The 25,551-nt window shown below is 44.1% G+C and carries 27 protein-coding genes; 16 read left to right on the top strand and 11 right to left on the bottom strand.

All coding sequences use genetic code 11. From position 1 onward, the window contains the following. The first annotated feature begins 80 nt into the window (after window positions 1-80). Window positions 81-1,076 (top strand): NAD-dependent epimerase/dehydratase family protein, encoded by a 996-nt coding sequence (locus tag ACOQON_RS02235; protein WP_420577301.1) that lies wholly within the window; start codon window positions 81-83, stop codon window positions 1,074-1,076. Then, entirely contained in the window at window positions 1,076-2,146 is a 1,071-nt protein-coding gene (locus ACOQON_RS02230; RefSeq protein ID WP_420577300.1) for a glycosyltransferase family 4 protein, read from the top strand. The genes ACOQON_RS02235 and ACOQON_RS02230 overlap by 1 nt, the downstream gene beginning before the upstream one ends. 162 nt (window positions 2,147-2,308) lie before the next feature. On the opposite strand, the gene ACOQON_RS02225 is transcribed toward ACOQON_RS02230, so the two are convergent. Next, window positions 2,309-3,496, bottom strand: coding sequence for a tetratricopeptide repeat protein (locus tag ACOQON_RS02225; protein ID WP_420577299.1), 1,188 nt, complete (start codon window positions 3,494-3,496; stop codon window positions 2,309-2,311). A gap of 16 nt (window positions 3,497-3,512) precedes the next feature. Here ACOQON_RS02225 and ACOQON_RS02220 point away from each other — a divergent pair, with 16 nt between their 5' ends. Continuing rightward, complete coding sequence (locus ACOQON_RS02220; RefSeq protein WP_420577298.1) at window positions 3,513-4,160, top strand: hypothetical protein; 648 nt, start codon at window positions 3,513-3,515, stop codon at window positions 4,158-4,160. A gap of 444 nt (window positions 4,161-4,604) precedes the next feature. Next, window positions 4,605-7,736 (top strand): protein O-mannosyl-transferase family, encoded by a 3,132-nt coding sequence (locus tag ACOQON_RS02215; protein WP_420577297.1) that lies wholly within the window; start codon window positions 4,605-4,607, stop codon window positions 7,734-7,736. A gap of 65 nt (window positions 7,737-7,801) precedes the next feature. On the opposite strand, the gene ACOQON_RS02210 is transcribed toward ACOQON_RS02215, so the two are convergent. From ACOQON_RS02210 to ACOQON_RS02175, 8 genes are all read right to left on the bottom strand, one after another. Further along, window positions 7,802-8,134, bottom strand: a complete 333-nt coding sequence (locus ACOQON_RS02210) for a T9SS type A sorting domain-containing protein (RefSeq protein WP_420577296.1) — start codon at window positions 8,132-8,134, stop codon at window positions 7,802-7,804. A 173-nt stretch (window positions 8,135-8,307) separates the two neighbouring features. After that, window positions 8,308-9,807: an NAD(P)H-hydrate dehydratase gene (locus ACOQON_RS02205; RefSeq protein ID WP_420577295.1), complete on the bottom strand. Its 1,500-nt coding sequence runs from the start codon at window positions 9,805-9,807 to the stop codon at window positions 8,308-8,310. Between the two features lie 2 nt (window positions 9,808-9,809). Continuing rightward, on the bottom strand, window positions 9,810-11,021 hold the full coding sequence (locus ACOQON_RS02200) for an NADH-quinone oxidoreductase subunit D (RefSeq protein WP_420577294.1): 1,212 nt from the start codon (window positions 11,019-11,021) through the stop codon (window positions 9,810-9,812). 42 nt (window positions 11,022-11,063) lie between these two features. Further along, window positions 11,064-11,426 carry a four helix bundle protein gene (locus ACOQON_RS02195; RefSeq protein ID WP_420577293.1) on the bottom strand — a complete coding sequence of 121 codons (363 nt, stop codon included), beginning with the start codon at window positions 11,424-11,426 and terminating at the stop codon, window positions 11,064-11,066. Window positions 11,427-11,451: 25 nt separating this feature from the next. Continuing rightward, the gene (locus ACOQON_RS02190) at window positions 11,452-11,934 is read right to left on the bottom strand and encodes an NADH-quinone oxidoreductase subunit C (RefSeq protein ID WP_420577292.1); all 483 of its coding nucleotides are present in this window, start codon (window positions 11,932-11,934) and stop codon (window positions 11,452-11,454) included. Further along, complete coding sequence (locus ACOQON_RS02185) at window positions 11,924-12,460, bottom strand: NADH-quinone oxidoreductase subunit B (RefSeq protein ID WP_420577291.1); 537 nt, start codon at window positions 12,458-12,460, stop codon at window positions 11,924-11,926. The genes ACOQON_RS02190 and ACOQON_RS02185 overlap by 11 nt, the downstream gene beginning before the upstream one ends. Then, window positions 12,457-12,915, bottom strand: a complete 459-nt coding sequence (locus tag ACOQON_RS02180) for an NADH-quinone oxidoreductase subunit A (protein ID WP_420577290.1) — start codon at window positions 12,913-12,915, stop codon at window positions 12,457-12,459. Before ACOQON_RS02180 ends, ACOQON_RS02185 begins: the two co-directional genes overlap by 4 nt. A gap of 62 nt (window positions 12,916-12,977) precedes the next feature. Next, window positions 12,978-13,607 carry an LON peptidase substrate-binding domain-containing protein gene (locus ACOQON_RS02175; protein WP_420577289.1) on the bottom strand — a complete coding sequence of 210 codons (630 nt, stop codon included), beginning with the start codon at window positions 13,605-13,607 and terminating at the stop codon, window positions 12,978-12,980. A gap of 50 nt (window positions 13,608-13,657) precedes the next feature. Between ACOQON_RS02175 and ACOQON_RS02170 the strand changes: the two genes are divergently transcribed. Together ACOQON_RS02170 and paaE are read left to right on the top strand one after the other, a co-directional pair. After that, a complete protein-coding gene (locus ACOQON_RS02170) occupies window positions 13,658-14,134 on the top strand; it encodes a hypothetical protein (RefSeq protein WP_420577288.1) in 477 nt (158 codons plus the stop codon). A gap of 42 nt (window positions 14,135-14,176) precedes the next feature. After that, on the top strand, window positions 14,177-15,241 hold the full coding sequence (gene paaE, locus ACOQON_RS02165; RefSeq protein ID WP_420577287.1) for a 1,2-phenylacetyl-CoA epoxidase subunit PaaE: 1,065 nt from the start codon (window positions 14,177-14,179) through the stop codon (window positions 15,239-15,241). Here the strand turns inward: paaE and ACOQON_RS02160 are convergent, their stop codons facing one another. After that, window positions 15,242-16,996: a peroxiredoxin family protein gene (locus ACOQON_RS02160; protein ID WP_420577286.1), complete on the bottom strand. Its 1,755-nt coding sequence runs from the start codon at window positions 16,994-16,996 to the stop codon at window positions 15,242-15,244. A 168-nt stretch (window positions 16,997-17,164) separates the two neighbouring features. Here ACOQON_RS02160 and paaA point away from each other — a divergent pair, with 168 nt between their 5' ends. From paaA to paaD, 6 genes are all read left to right on the top strand, one after another. Then, window positions 17,165-18,109 (top strand): 1,2-phenylacetyl-CoA epoxidase subunit PaaA, encoded by a 945-nt coding sequence (gene paaA / locus ACOQON_RS02155; protein WP_420577285.1) that lies wholly within the window; start codon window positions 17,165-17,167, stop codon window positions 18,107-18,109. Window positions 18,110-18,197: 88 nt separating this feature from the next. Next, window positions 18,198-18,479 carry a 1,2-phenylacetyl-CoA epoxidase subunit PaaB gene (paaB, locus tag ACOQON_RS02150; protein WP_420577284.1) on the top strand — a complete coding sequence of 94 codons (282 nt, stop codon included), beginning with the start codon at window positions 18,198-18,200 and terminating at the stop codon, window positions 18,477-18,479. Between the two features lie 93 nt (window positions 18,480-18,572). Beyond that, window positions 18,573-19,328 (top strand): 1,2-phenylacetyl-CoA epoxidase subunit PaaC, encoded by a 756-nt coding sequence (paaC, locus tag ACOQON_RS02145; RefSeq protein ID WP_420577283.1) that lies wholly within the window; start codon window positions 18,573-18,575, stop codon window positions 19,326-19,328. 1 nt (window position 19,329) lies between these two features. Beyond that, window positions 19,330-19,710, top strand: a complete 381-nt coding sequence (locus ACOQON_RS02140; protein ID WP_420577282.1) for a VOC family protein — start codon at window positions 19,330-19,332, stop codon at window positions 19,708-19,710. Then, window positions 19,692-20,474, top strand: coding sequence for a GNAT family N-acetyltransferase (locus ACOQON_RS02135; RefSeq protein WP_420577281.1), 783 nt, complete (start codon window positions 19,692-19,694; stop codon window positions 20,472-20,474). Before ACOQON_RS02140 ends, ACOQON_RS02135 begins: the two co-directional genes overlap by 19 nt. Beyond that, window positions 20,474-20,935 carry a 1,2-phenylacetyl-CoA epoxidase subunit PaaD gene (paaD, locus tag ACOQON_RS02130; RefSeq protein ID WP_420577280.1) on the top strand — a complete coding sequence of 154 codons (462 nt, stop codon included), beginning with the start codon at window positions 20,474-20,476 and terminating at the stop codon, window positions 20,933-20,935. The genes ACOQON_RS02135 and paaD overlap by 1 nt, the downstream gene beginning before the upstream one ends. Window positions 20,936-20,990: 55 nt before the next feature. Here paaD and ACOQON_RS02125 read toward each other — a convergent pair whose 3' ends face one another. Beyond that, a complete protein-coding gene (locus ACOQON_RS02125) occupies window positions 20,991-21,329 on the bottom strand; it encodes a hypothetical protein (RefSeq protein ID WP_420577279.1) in 339 nt (112 codons plus the stop codon). A gap of 324 nt (window positions 21,330-21,653) precedes the next feature. On the opposite strand from ACOQON_RS02125, the gene ACOQON_RS02120 reads away from it, so the two are divergent. The 4 genes from ACOQON_RS02120 to hisC all read left to right on the top strand — a co-directional run bounded on the left by ACOQON_RS02120 (window position 21,654) and on the right by hisC (window position 25,319). Beyond that, complete coding sequence (locus ACOQON_RS02120) at window positions 21,654-22,433, top strand: enoyl-CoA hydratase-related protein (protein ID WP_420577278.1); 780 nt, start codon at window positions 21,654-21,656, stop codon at window positions 22,431-22,433. After that, window positions 22,433-23,590, top strand: a complete 1,158-nt coding sequence (locus ACOQON_RS02115; RefSeq protein WP_420577277.1) for a 3-hydroxyacyl-CoA dehydrogenase NAD-binding domain-containing protein — start codon at window positions 22,433-22,435, stop codon at window positions 23,588-23,590. Before ACOQON_RS02120 ends, ACOQON_RS02115 begins: the two co-directional genes overlap by 1 nt. A gap of 177 nt (window positions 23,591-23,767) precedes the next feature. After that, window positions 23,768-24,184: a hydroxyphenylacetyl-CoA thioesterase PaaI gene (paaI, locus tag ACOQON_RS02110; RefSeq protein WP_420577276.1), complete on the top strand. Its 417-nt coding sequence runs from the start codon at window positions 23,768-23,770 to the stop codon at window positions 24,182-24,184. 43 nt (window positions 24,185-24,227) lie between these two features. After that, on the top strand, window positions 24,228-25,319 hold the full coding sequence (gene hisC, locus ACOQON_RS02105; RefSeq protein WP_420577275.1) for a histidinol-phosphate transaminase: 1,092 nt from the start codon (window positions 24,228-24,230) through the stop codon (window positions 25,317-25,319). The last annotated feature ends 232 nt before the right edge of the window (window positions 25,320-25,551 follow it).

Here is a 25,551-nt window from a genome sequence, read left to right as displayed (position 1 = left end):
ACCAAAAACCTTGCATTACATCGAAAAAAGACATCTATCTTAAACTTCTTTCTTTATTTGCAATTCATTAATACTTAATCATGTCCTACTCATTAGTAACCGGAGGTGCCGGGTTCATTGGAGCGCATGTTTCGCGCAGTTTGATCGAAAAAGGTAAGCAAGTCATCGTATTGGATGACCTCAGTGGCGGATTTGAAGAAAACGTTCCTACCGAAGCAACTTTTATCAAAGGTTCCATTACTGATCATGAATTGCTTGAAAAGCTCTTCAACGACTATAAAATAGAATATATCTACCATCTGGCAGCTTATGCAGCTGAAGGGCTTAGCCACTTCATCAAGCGATTCAACTATACCAATAACCTGACCGGCAGTGTTAATCTGATCAATGAGGCAGTTAAACACAAAGTGAAGTGCTTTGTATTCACTTCATCCATCGCCACCTACGGGGCACTCCCCCCTCCTATGCGGGAAGATATGACCCCTCAGCCGGAGGACCCATACGGCATTGCAAAGCTGGCAGTGGAAATGGACCTAAAAGTTTCTCATGAAATGTTTGGACTCGATTATGTCATTTTCAGGCCGCACAATGTTTACGGTGAATATCAAAACCTGGGAGACCGCTACCGAAATGTGGTGGGCATATTTATGAATCAGTTGATGCAGGGTAACCCACTCACGATATTTGGTGACGGTAGCCAAACCCGTGCCTTTACCTATGTGGGAGATATCGCTCCGATTATTGCCAACTGTGTGGATCATAAAGAATGCTATGGAGAGATATTCAATATAGGGGCCGATAAAGAGTATACCGTGAAAGAGCTGGCAAGCGCCGTAATCGATGCTATGGGATTAGAAAGTGAATTACGATTCCTCGACGCAAGAAATGAGGTTGTTCATGCCCATTCAGACCATTCAAAAATCAAGAAAATATTTGGAGAATACAGCAAAACATCCCTGGAAGATGGGTTAAAAGGTATGGTTGGCTGGGCTAAGGCCACCGGGGCAAAAAAGAGCTCCAAGTTCGAAAACATTGAAATCACCGAAAAGCTGCCACCGGTGTGGTTGGAAGACTGATGCCTAAAATACTCTTTCTAACCTTGCACAGAAAAGATCGGTCACCCGGTCAGCGGTTTAGGCATGAACAATACCTTGACTACTTAGAATCAGAGGGGTTTGAAATCACCTATTCTCCAATGCTCAATGAGCGTCAGGACAAAATCTTTTACGGCTCAGGGAAAACCCTGATCAAAGTTGGAGTCGGAATTTCAGCCTTACTAAAAAGGATCAAAGATGTGTTTCGAGCCAATCGCTACGATTATATTTTTATTTACCGGGATGCCTTCTTCTTCGGTACATTTTTCGAATGGCTATTCAAAAAGTCAAAGGCTAAACTCATTTTCGATTTTGACGATTCCATCTGGCTTCAAGACGAAAACCCAAATCAATCTTTCTTTCAAAAATTGAAAAGCCCGGAAAAGACGGGCAAAATCATTTCATTCTGTGACCTTACTATAGCTGGCAATGAGTATCTGGCCAATTATGCGAGAAATCACACAAATAATATCACCATTATCCCCACCACAATTGAGCTAAATGAATATGTGAGAGTAGATTCTGAAAAGAGTCATCCCGGAGTTTGCATAGGATGGAGTGGAAGCTTCTCTACTATTAAGCACTTTGAAAGTGCGTTGGAACCTCTTAGAAAAATAAAAGATAAATACGGTGATCGTGTTTACTTTAAAGTGATTGGAGATGGTAACTATAAAAATGAGGAACTGAACATCCAGGGGTTGACATGGAAAAGTGAAACGGAAGTCCATGACCTTTGTGAAATAGATATAGGAATAATGCCACTCCCGGATGATGACTGGAGCAAAGGCAAATGTGGCCTAAAAGGCCTTCAATACATGGCGTTGGAGATTCCCACGATCATGTCTCCTGTAGGTGTGAATTCGGACATCATTCAAGATGGTGAAAATGGATTTCTTGCCGGATCCAGCGAAGAGTGGGTAGAGAAATTATCTTTACTAATTGAAAATGTCGATTTAAGAAAAAAAGTAGGGGCAGCTGGCAAAAAGACCGTAGAGAAAGGTTTTAGTGTGGAAGCCAATAAGGACAAATGGTTGAAGGCATTCCGGTTTTAACTGATCAATCATTGACTGCCATCAAACAAGCCTTTGTGTCATTTCGAACCTGCCTGACCGGCAGGCAGGCGCAGTGAGAAATCTTTACAAACTTATCAGCGGTTCCATTTAGTAAATATCTCTCCCTTCGGTCGAGATGACAAGTTAGATAGACACTTCTGACTACATGTCCTTCAATCGTTCCCGGGCACTCTCATGCGCTGGATGCTTCCTTTTAGCTGCTTTTTTTACTTGCTTATAGTAGTCTTCGGCCAGCTCATCATCCCCTTCAGCCTCTGCTATTTTTCCCAAATGATATAAAGAGTAGAAATAGTAGCCCATATCAGTAGCCTGAGCTTCTTCTGCATACTTCATCCCTCGCTTATAGTAGTCTTTTGCAACAGCATAATTCCTTCGGATCTCATTCACATGTCCCAAAAAGAAGCAAGCGTACCTGCCGCTGTTGGCTTCATAGCCGATTTGACCACTATCCAAGCGCTGCAAAATCGCTTGTGAAACCTTTGCAGCTTCTACATACCTCCCGGACTGATACAATAACCTGGCATAGTAGCGATGGAAGTAGGCATTCTTTGGGAACTGTTTATTCAGGTATTCACCTACCTGGAGTGCCCCTGCTATGTCGTTTTCCTCAGTGGCAAGGATTCGCATCAGGTAGTATTGTGCCTCTGTTCGGGAGTAGAAAGCATTTCTTGCCACCTCTTTTAATTGCTGAATCCCCTTCTCTTTATCTCCACTCGGGAAAAACATCATGACCGGACGAAGAAGCGGATATTCCTCGCGAATCCATTCTGCGTAGTAGTTGAAAAGTGCATCTCCAAAAAGTAGCTCAGGACTGTACTCTTCATGGCCTCTACACTCACCGAGATACTTCAGTGATTTACTCCCTGCAAATGCGGCCTTTCGGTATTCTCTTCTTTCTGAATACAATCGACCCTCAAATGCATAAGCTGCTGCAAGAAAGAATGCCCCTTCAATTTCATTGTAATTGTCATATACATTCTCGGCAAGAAATTTCGTGGTGTCCATGTAGGCCAAAAACTCTTCATCCCATGTGGTATTGTTATAATCAGGGACAATTCGCCACCAGTAGTTGAGTCCTTTCAGGAGGTAAGGCAGTGGGTGCCAGGGATATTCGTTCTGCAAATAGTTGAAATGACTATGAGCCTTTTTAAATTCAAAATTGTACATCGAATTGATGGCTGCTGTGCTCTCAATCTGTATGAAGGGGTTGATAAGCAAGCTGTACCGGGCACTGTCGCCATCCGACTGTCCGTTTGACCGCTGAGCCAAAGCACTCACCGAGAATAGGATAAGGCCTGACAGGATGATATTTTTGACGTTTAATTGCATTCAATCGCAAATCTAAATGACCGACCGATTAACTAAATACCGAAAGCAATTTCTTGAAGATTGGTTCGATTTTAACGGAGCAGGGATGTTTTTCATCATCTGCATAACATATATAGCACTACTTTTCGTGAAACGTATCTTCATTATTGATTCGATAGCGGCTTTCGAAGTGTTGAACGAACGAGGAGATATTTGGGTATTTGACATTTTGTATGGCATTCAATATTTAAGTGTTCCTATTTTTCTTGCCTGGAAATGGACATGGACCACTTTAACGCTTTGGATTGGGTGTTTCATGTTTGGTTATCGTGTCCATTTTAATCAACTCTGGAAAATGGTGATGCTCGCCGAAATTGTCTTTTTCCTGCCAGAAATAGTTAAGGTGCTTTGGTTTACCCTTTTCTACACCGATCCGGATTACAACGATTACATGGCTTTTTATCCTTTTTCACTTATCAACCTGGTTGATTACACACAAATCGCTCCAAAGTGGCAGTATCCATTGAAGTCGATCAATATTTTTGAAGTACTCTACTGGCCGGTACTTGTTTTGGGTATCTATTTCCTCAGCGGGAAAAAATTAAAAATCTCAGCTTACATCGTTTTGAGTACATATGTGCTTTTCTTTTTTGTGTGGCTGGCGTTCTATGTGGCGGTGTATTAATCGACCAAAACAGCTCCTACTTTGTCAAGTTTAAGATGCTGAAACAAGTTCAGCATGACGCACGGAAATCAACCATGCGCTCTTAGCTTGATCGTCACCCTGAACTTGTTTCAGGGTCTATTTAAAACAAACTTGACAGTTTTTTTTGAAGCATTATACGGCACATCAAAGAAGGCAAAATCAAAGGGTTTAGCAGAATCTCAGCGGCCCACCCGCCTGCGCCGGTGTGGCCGCAAGGAATGTGCGGTGGGGCGACCCAAATACACCGCTTAGTTTTAAAAGATGTTAAAAAACTTATCCCTTTTGCGAGTTGACCGTAAAAACGGAGCGTACGATCATTTTTATCAATACCTTGCAAATCAATTTGTTATTCTAAATCCAACAGAACAATAGCCTGAAAACTTCGGGTTAATTGCTATTTTCGCCCTTCACATAATTTCAACTATGGGATACCAAAAGATCAATATCATCACAGGCTGGTTTGCCTTTCTTGTTGCACTTGTTACATACATTCTCACCGTTGAGCCTACGGCTAGTTTCTGGGATGCGGGGGAGTTTATCGCTTGCTCGTATAAACTACAGGTGCCTCACCCTCCGGGAGCACCATTTTTCCTTCTAACCGGGAGGATGTTCTCACTCCTGGCAGGCGGGGATGTGACACAAGTTGCTTACTGGGTGAATATGCTCAGTGTGGTGAGTAGTGCATTCTTTGTGCTGTTTATCTTTTGGTCCATCACGCACCTGGCAAAAAGAGCCTTGAAAGTGAAAAAAGGTGAGGAGACAACAACTGACACCATTCTGATCATGGGAACAGGTTTGGTCGGCGCACTGGCTTGTACATTCTCTGATTCTTTCTGGTTCTCTGCTGTAGAGGCTGAAGTGTACGGAATGTCTGCATTTTTCACCTCGTTTGTTTTTTGGGCGATCCTGAAGTGGGAAAACATGACTGAAGAACAGGATCGGGCAAGATGGCTGATTTTGATCGCTTATATGATGGGGCTATCTATCGGTGTTCACTTATTGAACCTCGTAGCGATTCCGGTATTGGGCTTGATCGTCTATTTCAAGTACTACGAAAAAGTGACCAGAAAAGGGATCATCTATACCATGCTCATCTCAGCAGCTATTGTGCTGATTGTCCTTGAAGGAGTCATCCCCGGACTTCCCTCCGTTGCTGGAAAAATGGAGATTTTCTTCGTAAACTCTTTTGGACTTCCGTTTGGATCTGGTGTAATCTTCTTTGGATTATTAGTCATCGGCGGGCTTGTTTATGGGATTTACTATTCCATTAAGCACAACAAATACGTACTAAATACTTCCTTACTCGCTTTAGCTTTTATTCTCATTGGATATTCTTCGTACTCACTAGCTGTTATTCGGAGTAATTACAACCCACCTATTGATGAAAACAACCCAGAAGAAATCATCTCATTCGTTTCCTATCTGAAAAGAGAGCAGTATGGAAGTCGGCCATTGTTTAAAGGTCCTTATTACACCGCAGAGCTGATTGAAAACAAAAAAGCAGGAACGGTTTACATGCGTGGGGATGATGAGTACGTGATTAAAGACTACAAAGTGGAGCAGGTGTATGACCCGGCTCACACCACTATCCTCCCACGGATGTACAGCTCTGACCCTAATCACGTTAGAAAATACAGACAAGTGACGGGCTTACGCGAAGGGGAAAAACCAAGCTGGGGTGATAATTTTTATTACCTCATTGTGCACCAGTTGGGTCATCAATATTTCCGTTACTTCATGTGGAATTTCAGCGGCCGAGAAAGTGATATTCAAGGAGCTGGCTGGGTTGGAATTGCAGATGCCTTTGACATGCTCCCAGATGTCCTGGAAAACAATAATGGGCGAAACATCTATTTTGCTCTTCCATTACTATTAGGAATAATAGGAATATTTGCCCAGTACAAGAAAGACATTAAGCTTTTCTCAGCTACAGCACTCCTGTTTTTCATGACAGGAATTGCGATCGTACTCTACCTAAATACCCCTCCAATTGAACCCAGAGAGCGAGATTACATCTATGCAGGTTCATTCTACATTTTCACCATATGGATTGGGTTTGGAATTTTGGGGATTTTCAGTTTTGCCAAATTGAAATGGAAAGAAATAAGCAAAATTTTTGGAGCCGTTGCAACAGCAACTGCCATAGCTTTCATTTTTCAATCGGTTATCCTTGGGTCCTCTACAGATGCCTCTACTATGGTTTTATTCTTGGGAACGGCTGGTGTTGGACTTATCGCTTTAGGTAAGATTATTTTACAAATAAGCAATAGCAAAGTTTTAGCCATTTATTCACTTCTAGTTGGACTAGGCACAAATGTTCTTTTAGCCAGTGAAAACTGGGATGATCATGATAGATCGGATCGATATTTTTCAGTGGATGCCGCTAAGAATTATCTTTCATCTGTTGCCCCACAAGGGGTGATCTACACCGGAGGTGACAATGACACTTTTCCCCTTTGGTATGTGCAAGAAGTAGAAGAGTTTCGTCAAGACGCTCGTGTACTCGTACTGAGTTACTATAATACAGATTGGTACATCCAGCAATCGGCAAGAGAGGCTTATGAGTCTGAGCCGCTTCCTTATGGTCTGCCAATCGGTCACTACCAGCAGGGTGGATTGAACGATTACCTGATGGTTTATGAAAGAGAGGAACTGAAGGGTAGTGCTATTAATGCAAAACTATTTTTAAAGTTTATCAAAGAGGAAAACCCTGGCCTTCAAATTCAGCCAAATAATTACACGGTCTACAATACCATTCCATCTCGAACTTTATTCCTGGAAGTGGATACGATGAAAGCGAAGCAAATTGTGCCGGAAGACATGCATGACATGATCGAAGATAAGATGATCCTTAGGATCAAAGGCCGTGCGCTCGAGAAAAAAGATCTGGCATTCCTGGATCTTTTGGTTAATAGCAATTGGGATCGTCCAATATACTTAAATAACACTTCCATCGCACAACTCAACATTGACATGCGACCTCATGTCTTACAAGAAGGAATGGCATATCGCGTGCTTCCGATCAGAAATTCAGGCGATACACGATCAGGTTACCCGGTAAACACTGAGGTGATGTATGACAATGTGATGAATAAATTTACCTGGACGAATCTGGATGATCCGAGTGTATACTACACCCAGGATTACCTTGGTTTTGTTTTGAACTCTCGATCTACATTCAACACGCTTGCAGAAGACCTGATCAGCGAAGGAGATTATGCAAGAGCGGCAGAAGTACTCAAAAAGTGCCTGGAGGTGATGCCTGATGAATCGGTCCCATTCGACTTTTTTAGCGTTCAGCAAGTAGACATGTTGCTGAAAGTGGGTGAGCCGGAATTGGCAGATCATGTAGCTGAGCGTTCTTCAATGTATGCTTCGCAGTGGCTGGATTTCTACTTCTCTACAGATAGCTCTGAGACAAATGAGTTGCAAAAACAGCTATTGTCTTTGAATGAAATTGCCAGGGCCTATCGTGCTAACGGTGAGAGAGAGAAAGCTGCTGAGTACGAAGAGCTATTCAATAAGTACTACACGCAGTTGCAATCAGGCAACTAAACAAAATCAACATAAAGCAAAAAACCTCCAATTGGAGGTTTTTTTATGTCTTTAAAAATTATCGATTAGTGCTTTAAAAATTTATAGGCCTTTTTGAATCTCCGATCCTCATCCTTAATAATCAGGAAGTAGTAACCGGTAGCTAAATCCTTGACAGGAATCTTGTACTTCCCTAAGCCAACCTCTTCTGGTTTGATTTGAAGCTTGTTCCCGATCATGGAGTTTAGTTCAAACTCTGCATTGGAAAATTCACTATCCAACTGCACAAAAATGTGCTCAACGGCTGGATTAGGATAAATGCTAATTTTGGATTCTTGCGAAAAATCCGATCCCCCTTGAGCAAGGGTAACCCCACTAAAAACTAGGGCGAACGTAAGTATGATCAGTTTATTGCGCATGGTTGTACTAACAAATTACGCAATTTTTTTCATATTGTTCCTAATGACCAGAAAATAATAATCGTTAATTAACGTTAATCAGGCCATTTCTCATTGTACTTTCCGATGAAATAATTGATTTAAATCAATTGAGAGGAGATTTTTCAATTAATCGATTTTTTAGCACTTTTTGTCTAAAGACATCTATTCATCACTGATCCTACTGCGTTCGGTAAAAATTGAATGATATCTGAAGCTTGTATCCATGGCATCTCCAACTCCCGCACAGCCTGATCACCGGAAAGTCCGTGGAGATAAACTCCTAATCTTAATGCATCAAAGGGAGCTAACCCTTGAGCCAGAAACCCGCCGATCATTCCGGTAAGCACATCACCACTGCCTGCAGTTGCCAGTGCCGGATTGCCTGTGGAGTTGAAATGAATGTGGCCATTCAAATCACATATCGCTGAATAGGCGCCTTTTAAAACCATATTTACTTCATGCTTTTGACAAAATCCGCTCAACTGTTCCAGCTTATCAAAATCATTCTTCCATTTCCCTACCAATCGCTGAAACTCGCCCGGATGAGGTGTGAGAATAGAGTCTTTCGGCACCTGTTTTAAAAGGCTTTTCTTTTTGGCCAGCAAATTGAGACCATCCGCATCGATCACCATTGGCTTTTTTGTTGATCGCAAGAAATTCTCAAAAGCCTCCAACGTCTTCTTGCTTGTCCCTAAGCCGGGTCCCAGAATCACCGTATCATCTGAAGTTGGAATTACCTGAATATCGTTAACTCCTTTTCCATCAATCACCATGGCCTCAGGAACGGAGATTTGTAAAATATCCACTCCGCATTTTGGAGCGCACACATTCACCAACCCGGCACCTGATCTGAAAGCTGCCTCCGTGCTTAGCACAGCCGCCCCCATTTTTCCCTTGCTTCCAGCCACAACCATCAGTCGGCCTACTTCATTCTTGTGAGTAAACTTTTGCCTGGTTGGGAAGAGAGAGGCAATGTCTTTTAGTTCAGTTTGATAAAAACTGGTCTCTTGCTTTTGAATAAAGGATTGGTCTAGCCCAATATCTATCACTTGCCACTCTCCGACATATGGATAATATTCAGGAAGAAAAAACGAAAGCTTCGGTACCTGAAAGGAAAACGTGTAATCCGGACGAAAAGCAATGGCATCAGAAGGAAGCGGTTGATCAGCATATAAACCGGATGCTATGTCGATAGAAAATTTCAAACATTTCTTATCATTCAGGTACTCAACAACTTCCTTATAAAATCCTTCTATTGGCCTGGAGAGTCCTGAACCGAAAAGGCCATCAATTACGATATCACTCTCATTTATGGTTGGGAAATCTTTTGAATCACTCAGGATAGCATAAAGCTCAGATCGATTCAGGTTGGCCTTAAAATCATCAGAACCTTTTTGCGTTTTACCCACGACATATAAATAGACCTCCCAGCCTTTTTCTTTCAATAATCGACCAATGGCCAGGCCATCGCCTCCATTGTTTCCTACCCCGCAAAAGATCTTGACCGGACGCTTCTCTCGATTGACCTCCAGAAACTTCATCACAAAAGCATTGCTTGCCCGCTCCATGAGATCAAGCGAACAAACAGGCTCGTTTTTGATCGTATACTGATCTGTTGCCCGTATCTGCTCGGAAGTGAGAATTTTTATCATAACTAGCGATCTACTTCACCCATATTTAAGTCCATAGAACCTAAAATAGCAAATAAATCACCTAACATACAGCCTTTGCTGATCTCAGCAATGACTGACAGGTTGCTCAGGCTGGGTGCCCGAGCTTTACATCTCAATGGTTGATCCGAACGGCCATCTGACCGGAAAAAGTAGCCCAACTCGCCTTTCGGATTCTCTGTTCGAACATAAAAGTCCTGAGCTTTCGGCCTGATTTTCTTAGGCACCATCGCTCGTGGATCAAATTCTTTGGTTCGTTTGTGCTCGCCTAAAAGCTTCTCCACACATTGTTCAATGATCTTGATGGATTGCCAGCATTCTTCATATCGGACCCAGTTTCGATCCCAGCAATCACCGACAGTTCCCATTTTTCCTGTTCCAATAGGCACATCAAAGTTCAGCTCCGGATACACACTGTAGCCATCGACTTTTCGTAAATCATAACGTAAACCAGATCCTCGCAACATTGGCCCTGTCACGCCATAATTGATCGCCAGATCGGAAGGCAAAACGCCCACATTCGCTGTACGCTCAATAAAGATTTTATTGTTGATCAGGAGTGTTTCCGAATCCTTCAATTTCGGCTTCAGGTAGCACACAAATTCTTTCGCTCGCTCCTCGAATCCGACCGGAAGGTCATAAAACAATCCTCCGACCCAGATGTAGTTGTAGAGCATGCGTGCTCCGCTGGCCCACTCGAGCATGCGTAAAATATGCTCCCGATCGCGCATCATCCAGAGAAAAGGAGTCACCGCTCCAATATCCATCCCATAAGTTCCGATAGCAATGAAGTGAGCTGCTAAGCGATTTAGCTCCGAAACCAACACCCGAATGTATTCGATCCGCTTGGGTATTTCCTTATCTATGTCTAGCATCTTCTCCACCCCCATCACGAACGTCCATTCATTATTCATTGCCGCCGTATAGTCCATACGGTCGGTGTAGGGAATTGTCTGATTGTAGGCCAGTGATTCAGCATGCTTTTCAAAACACCGGTGCAGGTATCCCATGTGGGGAATGACATCAACCACTATTTCGCCATCAGTGACCACCTCAAGCCTTAAAACCCCATGCGTTGAAGGGTGCTGAGGACCGAGATTGACAATCATCTCCTCAGTTTTGAGGTCAGACTCTTTGTACTTTAAAGGCTCAGACCTGTTCAACGGAGAATTAACAATTGAGAATTGAGAACTCATATCAATTGAAAATTGAGAATGAAAAGTTGAAAATTATCCAAATCATACAGCTCTCATTTTAGAACTTTTAATGATCGAAACCAGTAATCGCTTCAAACCTTCCGACTTTTCAATTAGGTCATCCACTTCTGTCGAAATGCTCGAGTCCTTGATCAATCTTAACCAATAATGAGTTTCATGTGCCTCTTTATTCGCAATAGCCAATTTATGAATGAAATCAGCCTTGGATTCTGCTTGTTGTGCTTCCTCAGAAAGTGCGCCAATTGCGGTACCACTTCTTAAAACTTGTTTACTTAAAACAAACTCCTTTTCTTCCTTTTGAAGATGCCTTGAAAAATTTACGATTGCAAGAGCAAAATCATAACTCAAATCGAGAAGAACATTTGGCCTTTTGTCATTTTCCATTTTCAATCATCAATTCTTAATTGAATTAATATTTTACCTTGACGTCATGATATTCTTCCTGCTCCACGTAATCCTTTCTAAGAGGATGCCCTTCCCAGTCATCAGGGAGCAAAATTCTTCTCAGGTCAGGATGACCTTTGAATTGTATTCCCAACAAATCGTATGCTTCGCGCTCATGCCAGTCGGCAGTTCTCCAGATTTTCGTTACCGAGTCAATTTCCGGCTTTGATCGATCAAGCTCAACTTTCAAAGCTAAATGCAAATCAAAGGGAATGCTGTAAAGGTTATAAATCACCTCCATCGTATTCTTCTCCTCTCCATTATCTAATCCGGTCAGGCAGGAAAGCGAATCAAAGTAGGTTTTTTCGTAGGTATGAAGAAGACTGCAAACATTAACTACATGATCCTTGTGAATCAATAAAGCCTTAGGAGTAGATGCTTCATCCTCACCAAGCACAGCTCCCGGAAACCCTGCCTCAATCAAAGATTTGACTTCTTCAAACTGCATCTTTCTCCATTAATTTTTCTAGTGCTTTTGGTCGCAGAACAGATTCTGTCCTGATTTTTTCTTGAAGCTTCAAGAATCCACCAATCAATGCTTCGGGTCTTGGTGGGCAACCAGGCACATATACATCTACTGGAATGACCCGATCTACACCTTTGAGTACGTGGTAACCATGCTCCCAGTAAGGCCCCCCGCAATTGGCGCAAGAACCCATGGAGATAACGTATTTCGGATCCGCCATCTGCTCGTAAAGTCGTTTTACCCGATCCGCCATTTTAAAGGTAACCGTCCCGGAAACAATCATCACATCCGCCTGGCGGGGTGAGTTTCTCGGGATGACACCAAAGCGATCGAGATCATAAGCAGATGAAGAAGTAGACATAAATTCGATGGCGCAACAAGCCAAACCAAACCCAACAGGCCAAAGGCTACTCAATCGTGCCCAATTCAAAAGGTCATCCAGTTTGGAGACGATGATTCCACCTTCTCCGGTCTTTAATCCGCCAATATTTACTTCTTCTTTGCTCATTTGAATTTATCGTAAGCACTTGCCGGAATCTTAGATTTATAGGTCGAAGCTTTAGGTTTTGGTCTTACCCATTCCAGCATACCTTTTGCCCATACATACGCCAAACCCACCAAAAGAATTCCAATGAAAATAAATGTCTCGATCATGGAGAATTTTCCCCAGAGACCATTTGTCCGTTGGATCAATTCTTCTTTCCCAAAAACAGTGGCCCAAGGAAAAAGAAAAACCAACTCTGCCTCAAATAATAAAAAAATCAGGGCGATGATGTAAAACCTCACATTGAATTGCCCCCATGCTGTTCCGGAAGGCTCTTCACCAGATTCATACGTTGTTTGTTTTTCAGCTGTAGGTCTTGATGGTCGTAGCATTCTCCCCACGATCAACGTAACCATCAGAAATCCAATCCCTCCGACCAAAAACAACAAAACGACTCCAAAACCACTGATTTCGATCATGGGTGAAAATTACTAGTAAACAACGAAATATTACACGGAAAGGCCGCTTAATAGCCTTCGAATTAAAACTTTAGCGGATCCAGGTGCTTAAAGTGACCATTTTGTTTGATCCGCTCCTGAGCGTTGTGTGCCCGCTCCAGTGCCGGAAGCAAATGTTCGAGATGCTTAATTCCAAAACGCAATCGTTCATTCTCGTCACCCATTTGTAGCAACCGGTATTCTTCTTCCGGCTTCAAACCTATTTTGTGACCGATATCATAGATCGAAGCTATTGTAGAAATATCCGGAACGTCTGTTTCTCCGAGCCATCCAAATAACCGTGCGCTCATTTCCTTAAATTGATAAAGCAAACTAGGATCTGCAATATCATTCTCATGCTCTATGATATCAATTTTACCTCCGGCATATTCACGATCACCCCATGGATTCCAAAAGTCAAAGACCTGAAAAACATCTTTAGCCCTGGTTTTAATATCCATCCGCCCATCCTCGTATTTTTTGGTCACTTCGATAATTTCAACTTCAGTGCCTAATTCTATTTTGTTAAGTACATAAGATGGAATACCAAATGTGGTATTATTCGCCAGGCAGTCGTTGACCAGCGCTTTGTAGCGTGGTTCGAAGATATGAAGATTGACTGCCTCTCCGGGAAACGCCACAATATTCAAAGGGAAAAGCGCAATTTCTTTCATAAGGATCGAAACTCGGTTATGCGAAAATAGTTTGGTACTTTAGACAAGTAATGAGGATTGTTCGAATAAACAAGGGAAAAGTTGTAAACCTGCCCATTCGTTTGGTTTCTGTAGTAGTAATGGTTGTTATAACCATTTCACTAATGGATGCCTTACCGGAACCCTGGTCCATTTTGATTGCCATTGCGATCGCCTCTATTCTGCCAGGCATCTGGTTTGCCTCCTATGTAATCATTATCAATGAAGAAAATAAAACTCTGTTTGATGGCATTTGGACCATGGGGCATAAGTTCGGGAAGCCTATTCAATACGAGTCGATAGAAAAAATTTTCATCAATCGGGTAAAGACGAAACAAACCATGTATTCGCTTTCCAATAAGCAAAATGTAGTGACTGACCATGAATACCGAGCCTATCTAAAACTGGATAACGGAGAAAAGTTTTACCTGCTTAGCCATCCGTTGGAAGAGACCGTTGAAGAGAAGGTGACAAAAATCAGGGAGAAGCTTGGCTTAAACCAATCTTAAAACCATTTCGATGGTTAGTTTTGCCACACTCAAAAACTAGACATGGCAAAATTTCATACCCTTAGAGTCGCTGAGCTGTCCAGACCCACTGATGATTCAGTAGCAGTGACTTTTGAAATACCTGAAGATTTAAGAGAAGAGTTTGCATTTACGCAAGGACAACACCTTACCCTGAAGAAGGAAATTGACGGGGAAGACACACGTAGATCCTATTCCATCTGCTCTTGTCCGATCGATGAACGCCTTACTGTGGCAATCAAAAAGCTGGAAGGGGGAAAATTCTCCACCTACGCCAACGAGGTACTCAAGGTAGGAGATGAAATCGAAGTAAACCCGCCGCACGGAAGTTTTTACGTTCCACTAGATCCAAACAACGCTAACTCATATGTGGCTTTTGCCAGTGGATCAGGGATTACACCAATCATGTCGATCATCGAAACAACGCTGCGTACTGAGCCTGAAAGTGAGTTCACACTTTTCTATGGCAATCGAAGAACAGGTTCGATTATTTTCCAGGAAGAGTTAGAAGCATTGAAAAACAGATACATGGGCAGGTTTAGCCTGCATCACATCCTTAGCAAGGAACGTCAGGAGTCTGATTTGTTTAATGGTAGAATTGATGCGGAGAAAATTCAATCTTTTGCTCGGCTCTTCTTCGATCCGGAAGAGGTGGATCACTATTTCACCTGTGGCCCGGAAGAGATGATGCTTTCCGTACAAAGCGAGTTGAAAAACTTAGGGGTACCGGAAGATCGCATTCATTTGGAGCTTTTTACTTCACCTGTTGGAAAACTTGGTGGCAAGGAAAAAGAGGTAAAGCATGAAAAAGCCCACGCAGAAATTACGGTGATACTGGATGGTAATAGCCTGACTTTCCCTTACGATTCGGATAAATCCATTCTAGACGTAGCGTTTGATAATGGTGCCGATCTACCCTATGCCTGCAAAGGAGGTGTTTGTTCCACCTGTGTTTGCAGATTGGAAGAAGGCGAAGTAGAAATGGATGTCAACTATGCCCTCGAACCAGACGAGCTGGAACGAGGGTTGGTATTAAGCTGCCAGTCCTATCCAAAAACAGATAAGGTAAAGCTGAATTTTGACGTTTGATTAGTATGCTAAGACAGCATCAATGGGTGGAATCAAATCTTCGTGTCTGTCTTTCGACCCACCTGATAATACTGATCTAACATTTCCTTTTTTATCAAGGATGACATGCGTGGGATAACCTGTGACATCAAACATGTCAGCTATTTCCCGCGATGAGGCAATTATATTGTACTTAAATTCCTTTTTCTCTAAAAAATTCTCAAGACTTGATTTGCTATCCAGAGCAAAGGCTAAGAAAACCACATCCTCATCTTCATACAGTTCAACAAGCTTGTTTAATCCTGGCATTTCAACAATGCAAGGCGCACAACCAATAAACCAAAAATTAATTACAACTGCCTTACCCTTTAAATCTGCAAGGGTGTACTTATTCCCATAAATATCCTCAACTGAAAATTCCGGTGCAGGATCAACATCAGCCTCGTAAAACATTCGTCGCTTCGTCTCCTCTTTGAATGACTCATACTCTTTATTCACATCTAAAAATCGAAATACAGCCTTAGCCGAATCGCTCGCAAAGTCAGACCCTTTGGACTCAGCTTCTAAATAGGATTCGTAAGCAATGTGATAATCATTCAATGATTGATGAGCCTGACCTTTCATTTCGTGAATTCTGGCTCCAATCTTGGATGTATTGGCCTCCAGCAAAGCTGCCAAAGCCAGTGCTTCTGCATAGCTTTCTGCTTCAATATAGCCTTCCATGATGCGAGGTAAATGACGGGGAATTGCATGATTCCATGAGTAGTAATGTGTAACGCTCAGGTTAGAGTCGAAAAGCTTATTCAATGCCTTACTTAGATATTTTCTCTTCTGATCCTTATCATCCAAAGATTTAGCATGCATGAAATAATGCGACACTTCATCAGGCTCTTTTCCCATCCAATATTTCGTGGAAGTGAACATGATTTCCTGGCTCTCTTCACTATCATCCAATTGCCATATCAATCGTTTTCCTATCGCTGAAGTAGGGTGATCTTTAAGGAACTCTTTTGATCTTTCCTCAAAAAGAGAATCTTCCTGAGAGTATGAAAAAAGATAATAGCTATATAATGAGTGTGCCTCTTCTATCAAGTTTGATTGTGGGTGTTTTTCTAATAGGAGATCGTAGTGCTTAAGTGCCTTTTCAAAATCCTTCAGAATTACATTTCCCATTGTAAGTGCATAAAGTGCTGATTCATCACTTCCAATTCGATTAGTGCTTTCAGAAAAAGACTCAATACCTTTTTCAATCAAATTGAGTTCACCTCGAATGACTTGTTCCACAGAATCTTGATTCTTATTGTATTGAAGGTTTCTCCACCTGGGAACATCTACTGCGTAATTATCCGGAAATAATTTACGTTCCTTTTCCGCGGCTTTTGAATCTGAGTAAGCTACACCCATGAAAGAATTTTTAAATACACGCCCACGATTATCTTTAGGGATAACTTCAAGATCAACCTTCCTGTCATACTTATCCGGGTCAAAAAAACTAACAGAATAATAAGAGGCGAGTGGATCAATAGTCAGAGAATACTCAAACCTGCCGGCTACTTTTATCATCCTTTCCCTTATATATTCCTTGCTGTAATCTTCCTTGTAAAGAGATATTTGGATATAAACCTCATCTGATAAATCAAAGAAGCTGGTGGTGTCCGGTACGTATTTGATAATTATTTCTTCTCCTCGTTTAGGGTGATCATTGGTAACTTGAGCTACCTGGGAATAGGTAATTAAAGAATATATAAAAGTAAGAACAAAAATAACGGTTCGCATAAAAAAAGGGTTAGGTGAAAATATTATATAACAATAACCAATTGAGTTAAGGATTATTGTTAAAAGCAATAATTGCTCCAATGAGATAATTCTGGTGAACTAAATCACACAACAGAAGTTATTTCTAAAAGAAGTGAATGTGGTAATTTTGAATCAAAGGATTAGAAGATGGACATTAAACGATTAGAAGATCATTTTAACGAGAAGATAGATAAAGACATTCGAATCGAGCCGAAAGACTGGATGCCGGAGAACTATCGAAAGACATTGATCCGTCAGATTTCGCAGCACGCACACTCTGAAATTGTGGGCATGCTGCCGGAAGCCAACTGGATTACTCGGGCACCTACATTACGAAGGAAAGCGGCCGCTCTGGCAAAGGTGCAGGATGAAGCCGGACATGGTTTATACCTCTACAGTGCTTGCGAAACCCTGGGTGTAGAAAGAGACCAGCTTCTTCAGGATCTTCACTCCGGAAAAGCAAAATATTCATCCATCTTCAACTACCCTACTTTAACATGGGCTGACATGGGAGCGATTGGTTGGTTAGTAGATGGTGCAGCCATTATGAATCAGGTCCCACTTTGCCGGGCTTCATATGGTCCTTATGCTCGTGCCATGATCAGGGTGTGTAAGGAAGAGTCCTTTCACCAAAGACAAGGCTTTGAGATTATGCTAACCCTCTGTAAGGGTTCTGAAGAGCAGAAAAAGATGGCGCAAGATGCGTTAAACAGATGGTGGTGGCCTGCATTAATGATGTTTGGTCCAACCGATGAAGCTTCTACGCACACCGAGCAATCCATGCGCTGGGGCATCAAGCGATTTACCAATGACGAGCTTCGTCAAAAGTTTGTGGACGTGACTAAACCTCAGGCTGACCTCCTCGGAATATCGATTCCTGACAAAGACCTTAAATGGAATGAAGAAAGAGGCCACTACGATTTTGGTGAGATCAACTGGGAAGAATTTTTCAATGTGATCAAAGGAAATGGCCCGTGTAACAAGCAGCGAGTGGATGCCCGTAGAAATGCCTACGACAATGGTGCCTGGGTGCGGGATGCTGCTGCTGCGTACGCAGAGAAAAAAGCGAAGAGAAAACAGGCTGCAGCCTGATTTTTACGTCATGCTGAACTTGGTTCAGCATCTACATTTACTGAAAAAGACCCTGAAACGAGTTCAGGGTGACTAAATATTTAGAAAAATGAAAAATTGGCCCCTATGGGAAATCTTCATTCGAAGCAAAGCCGGGCTTAACCACAAGCACGTGGGTAGTCTCCATGCTGCCGATGAAGAAATGGCGATCCAAAATGCACGTGATGTGTATACCCGCCGAAATGAGGGTGTAAGTATCTGGGTAGTGAAGTCGGAGAATATCACGGCATCTGATCCAGATGATTCCGATCCGATGTATGAGCCAGCAAAGGATAAGGTGTATCGGCATCCGACATTCTACAATCTACCGGACGAAGTAAAGCATATGTGATTTTCCCTGTCATTTCGAAGGAGGAACGACTGAGAAATCTCCCTTTTATTGAAAAGATTTCTCCCTTCGGTCGAAATGACAACCTACTAAATTATGAAAGACCAAAATCGATACAACTACGTACTTCAACACGCCGACAACTGCCTGATTCTGGGTCAACGACTCGCTGAATGGTGTGGGCATGGACCAGTATTGGAGCAAGACATTGCGATGACCAACATCAGCCTGGACCTCATCGGGCAGGCACGCATGTGGTATCAGTATGCTGCAGAAATTCAAGGAGAAGGCAAGTCAGAAGACGAGATCGTGGCGTTCCGTGATGCATGGGATTACCGCAATGTATTGCTTACGGAAATGCCTAACGGAGATTTTGCACAGACCATCTTTCGTCAGTTTCTGTATGACACGTTCAGCGTGCATTACTACGAGATGTTGATGAATAGCAACGAGGAGCAATTAGCAGCCATCGCAGCAAAATCTCATAAAGAGGCATTGTACCACGTAAAGTGGAGCAGCGACTGGGTGATCCGACTAGGTGATGGCACAGAAGAAAGCCACAATCGCATGAAAGCAGCCATCGATGATCTGTGGTCATATGCCGGCGAGCTGACCAAGCCAAATGAAACAGAGCAAAAGGCACTCGAAGAAGGATACGGAGTGGATCTGGCTGCTTTGAAAGAAAAAAGAGATGCCCAAATCCGGGAAGTGCTGACAGAAGCAACTTTAGAAGTACCTGAAAGCACCTACGCACATGAAGGTGGTAAAGACGGGACCCATACCGAACATCTCGGATACATCCTTTCAGATCTACAGTTTTTGCAAAGAGCGTATCCGGGTCAGGAGTGGTAAAATGAACCTTAATCAAGTCACCGTCCCATCATTGGATGTTCTTAAATCCATCGCATTTTATGAAAAGCTGGGATTAAAATTGATCGTTCATACCCATGATAAGTACGCTCGCTTTGAGTGTCCGGATGGGGATAGCACCTTTTCCATTCATGAAGTAAGCAAACTAGCAACCGGTGAAGCTCCAGTGGTATACTTCGAGTGTGAAAACCTTGATGATCATGTAAAGCACCTTCAGGAAAAAGGCATTTCGTTTGAGGAATTGCCCAATGATAAAGACTGGCTCTGGAGAGAAGCTCACCTCTATGACCCTTATGGCAACCACCTGATTTTATACAAGGCCGGTAAAAACCGAAAAAACCCACCATGGAGGAAAAAAGATTGATGCTCCTGCTTATCTCCAACAATTTCCAATTGCATGCCACTCGCATCCCGGCATTAAGCGAGACCATGAAGGTCATGGAATCACAGCACCTGATCTATGTAGATAGTGGGCTATCCTGTGATACGTTTAATATCCTATACATCAATCATCCTGAACTCACACAAAGCGAATTAGGGAAAGCACTGGATCATTACAAAATCAACGATCTGGATTATTGCATCTGGATCAATAAAGAAAACTTAAGCCCCCGGGTTCGGGACACATTCAAAGCGTTCAGTATCAAAGAGCAAGCCAGTGAGGTGGGGATGGGTTTAGATCTGGATGAATATCGGCCAATACTAGATTACAGGCATCAGGACATTAAGGAGGTGACGAATGCGGCGCATCTGGCCACTTACGCCAGTGTCATCGCAGAAAACTGGACCCCAGCAGATCAAAATGTGCTTCACTACTACAAACAAACATCAGATCATTACCTTGATCCCAATAATAAGATTCAGCTTTTAATCTACTATCACAAGGGGCAACCGGTCTCTTGTGTTGAGTTGTTTCCATCTGATGCTGAAACAATCGGCTTTTATGGATTCGCTACGCTCGAAAAATTCAGAGGCATGGGAATTGGAACCACATTACTAACTTTTGCATTAAATAAAGCAAAGGAGTTGGGCTATAAAAACGCCATCCTTCAGGGAACAGCAGACGGGCTGAACATTTACAAAAAGATGGGGTTCAAAGAGTATACCACGTATTATGAATTTGCCTAATGGTCATTGATCAAAACCATATTTACGACATCCTTGAAAATGTCACCGACCCGGAGATCCCGGTGATCTCGGTTCGTGATCTGGGCATCATCCGCGATGTACTGATTACCAACGATTTTGTGGAAGTGATCATCACCCCCACCTATTCCGGGTGTCCGGCTATGCTGGAAATCGAAAAGAACATCCACAATGCCCTGAAAAAAGAAGGCATAGAGCATTTCAAGATCACCACGGTCCTCTCCCCCGCATGGACCACCGACTGGATGACGGAAAAAGGTAAGCAGCGACTGAAAGAATACGGAATAGCTCCTCCCAACCCCACAGCACCCGAAAACATCGAGTGCCCGCAATGCGGCTCTAAAAATACCGAGCTCGTCAGCGAGTTTGGCTCCACCGCCTGCAAGTCACTCTTCAAGTGCAAAGACTGCCTGGAGCCGTTTGATTATTTTAAATGCCACTAGTAGTTCATTTTTCGTTTCTCCTTTTTCTTTCTTCCACTTTTCCTTGATGAAAACACTACGCGTGCCGGTAGTCAAAAATTAAGAAACCTCGAAAGCTATCCACCCGCTTGGCAAGACGCAGGCCCGCCGAGCTTTCATTCCCCACGCACATATCTGAATCTTGATTTCGGACCAGCCTTCGGCTGTGGAACACAGACATTTCCAATTGCCGGAACGGCGAACCAGGCAAAATCATGTGTTGGCCTTGCGGGATAGCTGGATTGATTTTACTCATACCCACATCCGTTCCGCACTTCCCTTCGTGAATCTTCGATTTGTCTTGATTCTTCCTGCCGCTTCGATGATCCGTTTCGTTTTTTGCATCTAGGAAAAGAAAGGCCGCTGATTCTATCATAGCCTTAGCTATGGAATGCTATAAACCCATGCTCGCGACCTAGCGAGCTCCGTCAAAATCACGAGGTAGGGAGGAGAGATGGCCGGGATTTGATTTTGACATGATTTTTTGCTTCGTTTTTCGTCAAGGAAAAATGAAGAGCCTCCCCGGCTGGAGGGGGGATAGAGAAAATACACCTAAAGTCCCCTCAAGGGGACATTGGAAAATCATAATTAGAAGAATTTCCCCCTTTGAAGCGATTCGAGGATGAGGGGTCTTTTCTCTCCTGTCATTCCGAACGAATGTAAGGAATCTTTTAACTTCGCCATCACAAACATTAACCACATGTCAGACACCCTTCAAATAACCAAAAAAGATACCCTCGGCATCCTGACCTTCAACCGTCCGGATGTCTTCAATAGCTTCAACAAAGAGCTGGCCATGGCCGTGCAGAAAGCACTGGATGAGTTCGCTAAGGATGATGCTGTGCGGGCGATTATGCTTACCGGAAACGGTAAAGCCTTCTGCGCAGGACAGGACCTGCAGGAAGCCATTGCCGATAATGGACTGGAAATCGAGCAGATCGTAGACAAGCACTACAACCCGATCATCAAGCAGATCCGAACAATCGAAAAACCCATCATCGCCGCAGTGAACGGCGTGGCAGCAGGAGCGGGAGCCAATATTGCCCTGGCTTGTGATGTATGCGTTGCGACCGAATCGTCTGCTTTTATCCAGGCGTTCAGCAAAATCGGATTGGTACCTGACAGTGGCGGGACCTTTACCCTTCCACGAATCATCGGGTTTGGAAAAGCCTCTGCGTTGATGATGTTGGGCGACAAAGTATCCGCAACAGATGCTGAACAAATGGGCATGATCTACAAGGTATTCCCCGACAATTCCTTTGCGGAAGAAGCAGAAAAAATTTCACAAAAGCTGGCCAACATGCCTACGAAAGGGCTGGCATACACCAAACATTTGCTAAACCAGTCATTCACCAATGATTTGAACCAGCAGCTGGAGCTGGAAAAAGAGTGGCAGTTCAAAGCCACCGAAACATACGATTACAAAGAAGGCGTGCAAGCCTTCATCGAGAAACGAAAACCGAATTTTAAAGGAGAGTAATGCCAAAATTAAGTGTGATAGGTGCCGGCACCATGGGAACCGGCATAGCGCAGGTAGCCGCCACAGCCGGATGGGACGTGGTAATTAACGATACCAATTCTGAGATCCTGGAGAAATCATCTGCCAGCCTGGTCAAGGTGATGAACCGACTTGTGGAAAAAGAAAAGATCACGCAGGAAGATGCTGACAAGATTTTAGGTCGAATTGACTTTACCGAAGATCAGCAGTACTTCGAAAACTCGGACCTGGTCATCGAGGCGATCGTAGAGAACCTGAAGATCAAGCAAAAAGTCTTTAAAGCGGTAGAAGAGATTGTTCGGGAAGACACCATCATTGCGTCCAACACCTCTTCGCTTTCGCTGGCCTCCATCGGATCGGCACTGAAAGACCCGTCCAGATTTGTGGGCATTCACTTTTTCAATCCGGCTCCATTGATGCCTTTGGTGGAGATCATCCCCGCGGTGCAGACCGCAGCAGAAACAACCAAGCAAGCCAAGGATTGGGTCGACAGTTGGAAGAAACTGACTGTTTTAGCGAAAGATACACCGGGCTTTATTGTCAACCGTGTCGCACGCCCATTCTATGGGGAGTCGCTGCGCATGTACGAAGAAGGCATTGCGGACTTTGCTACGATTGACTGGGCGATGAAGGAGCTGGGCGGCTTCCGTATGGGACCGTTCGAACTGATGGACTTCATCGGAAACGACATCAATTACACCGTGACAGAAACGGTCTTTGCATCGTTCTTCTACGATCCGCGCTACCGACCGTCCTTCACCCAGAAGCGAATGTCAGAAGCTGGCTTCCTGGGACGTAAGTCCGGGCGCGGGTATTACGATTACGCCGAAGGTGCAGAAAAGCCAGAGCCAAAAAAAGACGAGCAGCTCGGACAGGCTATTCTGGACCGCACACTGGCCATGCTTATCAATGAAGCGGCTGATGCCTTGTTCCTGAACATCGCCAGCCGTGAAGACATTGATACCGCCATGACCAAAGGCGTGAACTACCCGAAAGGCCTGCTGAAATGGGCCGATGAAAAAGGGATCGACTGGTGCGTGGAGAAAATGGATGCATTGTATGAAGAGTACCGCGAAGACCGCTACCGATGCAGTCCCTTGCTGCGGAGAATGAAAGAGGAAGGAAAAACGTTTTATTAACACACCCTTCGAGAACCTCAGGGTGACACTCCCAATGTTGTCATACTGAGGCCCTCGAAGTATAAAGCCAATAAAATGTGAGCCTCACTCTGTTTGTCATGCTGAGGCCCTCGAAGCATAAGACAAACATGCAGTTACTTCTTCGCATAAACTGAACGAATTATATTTAGCCCTACAATGACCAAACCCGAAAAAATAGTCACCGAGATGATGGCCAACGACTCCTTCAGTCAGTGGCTGGGCGTAGAAGTGCTCGAAGTGCGGGAAGGCTATGCCCAAATCAAAATGACCGTACGGGAAGAAATGCTCAACGGTCACCGCGTGGCGCATGGAGGCATCTCTTTTTCATTGGCTGATTCTGCTTTTGCATTTGCCTCGAACTCCCACGGACAAAAAGCGGTTTCCATTGAAACATCGATCAACCACATCAAACCGATTTTCGAGGGCGATGAGCTGATCGCCACCGCCGAAAAAGAAAGCATCTCCAGAAGCTTGGGCCAATACATTGTGCGCGTTACACGAAACAATGAGCTCGTTGGACTGTTTAAAGGAGTGGTTTTTAGAAAAGAAGAGCGGTGGGAAATTGAAGAATAAAACTGTTTTATATTAAGTCACACGTAGTATTCACTCGCAACCAATGAACATACAGATACCTGACCACATAGCGGCCATCAAGAGCTACCAGCCCGGCAAAACCATCCCACAGCTAAAGGAAGAATATGGCTGGGAGAAAGTCGCCATCCTCTGGAACAATGAAAACACGCTCGGCTACTCGCCCAAGTCGAAACAGGCGGTGATCGATGCGTATGAGTCTATCAACTACTATCCTGACCCGGTCTCCCGCGACCTGAAAGCCGCCCTGGCCAAACGATACGGCAAGTCCGAAAACCAAATTTTCATGGGCAATGGCTCAGAATCCGTCCTTATGCACGCCATCCGTGCGATGTGTACCGGAGACGATGAGTTCCTCACCTCCGAAGGTGGCTTTGTGATCATCTACAACTGGGCCCGCATCAACAATGTGCGGTGTGTCGCCATGCCGATGACCGACAACTACGCCTTCGACCTGGAAGCCATCAAAAGCCGTATCAACCGCAACACCAAGGTGATCTACCTCGCCAACGTCAACAACCCGACTGGTACCATGATCACCCGACAGGAGCTCGACAGCTTCATGCAGCACGTGCCCGACCACATCCTCGTGATCGTGGATGAAGCCTACTTCGAATACTCCGAGGCGCTGCACCCCGACTTCCCCAACTCCCTCGAGATGGACTACCCCAACATCCTGACGCTGCGCACCTTCAGCAAAGCCTACGGGATCGCCGGCGTAAGACTCGGTTTCGGGATCGGACATGAAAAGATCATCGATGCGCTCAACAAGGTGAAGCTCACCTTTGAGCCCACCGCACTGGCACAGGCTGCCGGCATTGGCGCGTTGCAGGATACCGCCTTCCTCAAAAAATCCATCGACAACAACACCAAACAGCTCAAGTACCTCTACAAGGAATTCGACCGGCTCGGCATCCGCTATGTCCCCTCCTACGCCAACTTTGTGATGACCGTCTGGAAGGACAAAGACGAAGTGATGAAGATCTTCAACGCGCTCATGGAACGCGGCGTGCTCGTACGCCCACTCTACGACCCCATCAGCCACTGCATCCGCATCTCCGTCGGCCGCCCCGAAGAAAACCAGATGTGCATCCAGGCATTGGAGGAGGTTTTATAATCCCCCTCCTCCCCGCTATCTTGCACGCCCCCCTTAAGAAAGGGGGAATCCATCAAGAACATATTCCCCCTTAATAAGGGGGGTGAGTCGGGCAGAGCGATAGCAGGGGGATGTCACTTCTCCCCCTTAACAAAGGGGGCTAGAGGGTTGTCCAAACTGTCCGCAAACATTAAGAGAGAACACCCTCCATTCCACCTCCACTGATATTTGCGCCATCCGCCTTACTGCGTGC

Source organism: Ekhidna sp. (assembly GCF_965221965.1).
Taxonomy (GTDB): Bacteria; Bacteroidota; Bacteroidia; order Cytophagales; family Cyclobacteriaceae; genus Ekhidna.
This window is presented reverse-complemented; position numbering and strand designations above follow the sequence as displayed.

What these genes read in the sequence shown, in the direction of transcription:
- paaI (WP_420577276.1), top strand. Translation starts at nt 23,768, where the DNA reads ATGACCAAACCCGAAAAAATAGTCACCGAGATGATGGCCAACGACTCC.
- ACOQON_RS02180 (WP_420577290.1), bottom strand. Translation starts at nt 12,915, where the DNA reads ATGATCGAAATCAGTGGTTTTGGAGTCGTTTTGTTGTTTTTGGTCGGA.
- ACOQON_RS02115 (WP_420577277.1), top strand. Translation starts at nt 22,433, where the DNA reads ATGCCAAAATTAAGTGTGATAGGTGCCGGCACCATGGGAACCGGCATA.
- ACOQON_RS02215 (WP_420577297.1), top strand. Translation starts at nt 4,605, where the DNA reads ATGGGATACCAAAAGATCAATATCATCACAGGCTGGTTTGCCTTTCTT.
- ACOQON_RS02185 (WP_420577291.1), bottom strand. Translation starts at nt 12,460, where the DNA reads ATGAGCAAAGAAGAAGTAAATATTGGCGGATTAAAGACCGGAGAAGGT.
- ACOQON_RS02175 (WP_420577289.1), bottom strand. Translation starts at nt 13,607, where the DNA reads ATGAAAGAAATTGCGCTTTTCCCTTTGAATATTGTGGCGTTTCCCGGA.
- ACOQON_RS02200 (WP_420577294.1), bottom strand. Translation starts at nt 11,021, where the DNA reads ATGAGTTCTCAATTCTCAATTGTTAATTCTCCGTTGAACAGGTCTGAG.
- ACOQON_RS02190 (WP_420577292.1), bottom strand. Translation starts at nt 11,934, where the DNA reads ATGCAGTTTGAAGAAGTCAAATCTTTGATTGAGGCAGGGTTTCCGGGA.
- ACOQON_RS02125 (WP_420577279.1), bottom strand. Translation starts at nt 21,329, where the DNA reads ATGATAGAATCAGCGGCCTTTCTTTTCCTAGATGCAAAAAACGAAACG.
- paaA (WP_420577285.1), top strand. Translation starts at nt 17,165, where the DNA reads ATGGACATTAAACGATTAGAAGATCATTTTAACGAGAAGATAGATAAA.
- hisC (WP_420577275.1), top strand. Translation starts at nt 24,228, where the DNA reads ATGAACATACAGATACCTGACCACATAGCGGCCATCAAGAGCTACCAG.
- paaD (WP_420577280.1), top strand. Translation starts at nt 20,474, where the DNA reads ATGGTCATTGATCAAAACCATATTTACGACATCCTTGAAAATGTCACC.
- ACOQON_RS02220 (WP_420577298.1), top strand. Translation starts at nt 3,513, where the DNA reads ATGACCGACCGATTAACTAAATACCGAAAGCAATTTCTTGAAGATTGG.
- ACOQON_RS02120 (WP_420577278.1), top strand. Translation starts at nt 21,654, where the DNA reads ATGTCAGACACCCTTCAAATAACCAAAAAAGATACCCTCGGCATCCTG.
- ACOQON_RS02205 (WP_420577295.1), bottom strand. Translation starts at nt 9,807, where the DNA reads ATGATAAAAATTCTCACTTCCGAGCAGATACGGGCAACAGATCAGTAT.
- ACOQON_RS02210 (WP_420577296.1), bottom strand. Translation starts at nt 8,134, where the DNA reads ATGCGCAATAAACTGATCATACTTACGTTCGCCCTAGTTTTTAGTGGG.
- ACOQON_RS02195 (WP_420577293.1), bottom strand. Translation starts at nt 11,426, where the DNA reads ATGGAAAATGACAAAAGGCCAAATGTTCTTCTCGATTTGAGTTATGAT.
- paaE (WP_420577287.1), top strand. Translation starts at nt 14,177, where the DNA reads ATGGCAAAATTTCATACCCTTAGAGTCGCTGAGCTGTCCAGACCCACT.
- ACOQON_RS02170 (WP_420577288.1), top strand. Translation starts at nt 13,658, where the DNA reads ATGAGGATTGTTCGAATAAACAAGGGAAAAGTTGTAAACCTGCCCATT.
- ACOQON_RS02160 (WP_420577286.1), bottom strand. Translation starts at nt 16,996, where the DNA reads ATGCGAACCGTTATTTTTGTTCTTACTTTTATATATTCTTTAATTACC.
- paaB (WP_420577284.1), top strand. Translation starts at nt 18,198, where the DNA reads ATGAAAAATTGGCCCCTATGGGAAATCTTCATTCGAAGCAAAGCCGGG.
- ACOQON_RS02140 (WP_420577282.1), top strand. Translation starts at nt 19,330, where the DNA reads ATGAACCTTAATCAAGTCACCGTCCCATCATTGGATGTTCTTAAATCC.
- ACOQON_RS02225 (WP_420577299.1), bottom strand. Translation starts at nt 3,496, where the DNA reads ATGCAATTAAACGTCAAAAATATCATCCTGTCAGGCCTTATCCTATTC.
- paaC (WP_420577283.1), top strand. Translation starts at nt 18,573, where the DNA reads ATGAAAGACCAAAATCGATACAACTACGTACTTCAACACGCCGACAAC.
- ACOQON_RS02235 (WP_420577301.1), top strand. Translation starts at nt 81, where the DNA reads ATGTCCTACTCATTAGTAACCGGAGGTGCCGGGTTCATTGGAGCGCAT.
- ACOQON_RS02135 (WP_420577281.1), top strand. Translation starts at nt 19,692, where the DNA reads ATGGAGGAAAAAAGATTGATGCTCCTGCTTATCTCCAACAATTTCCAA.
- ACOQON_RS02230 (WP_420577300.1), top strand. Translation starts at nt 1,076, where the DNA reads ATGCCTAAAATACTCTTTCTAACCTTGCACAGAAAAGATCGGTCACCC.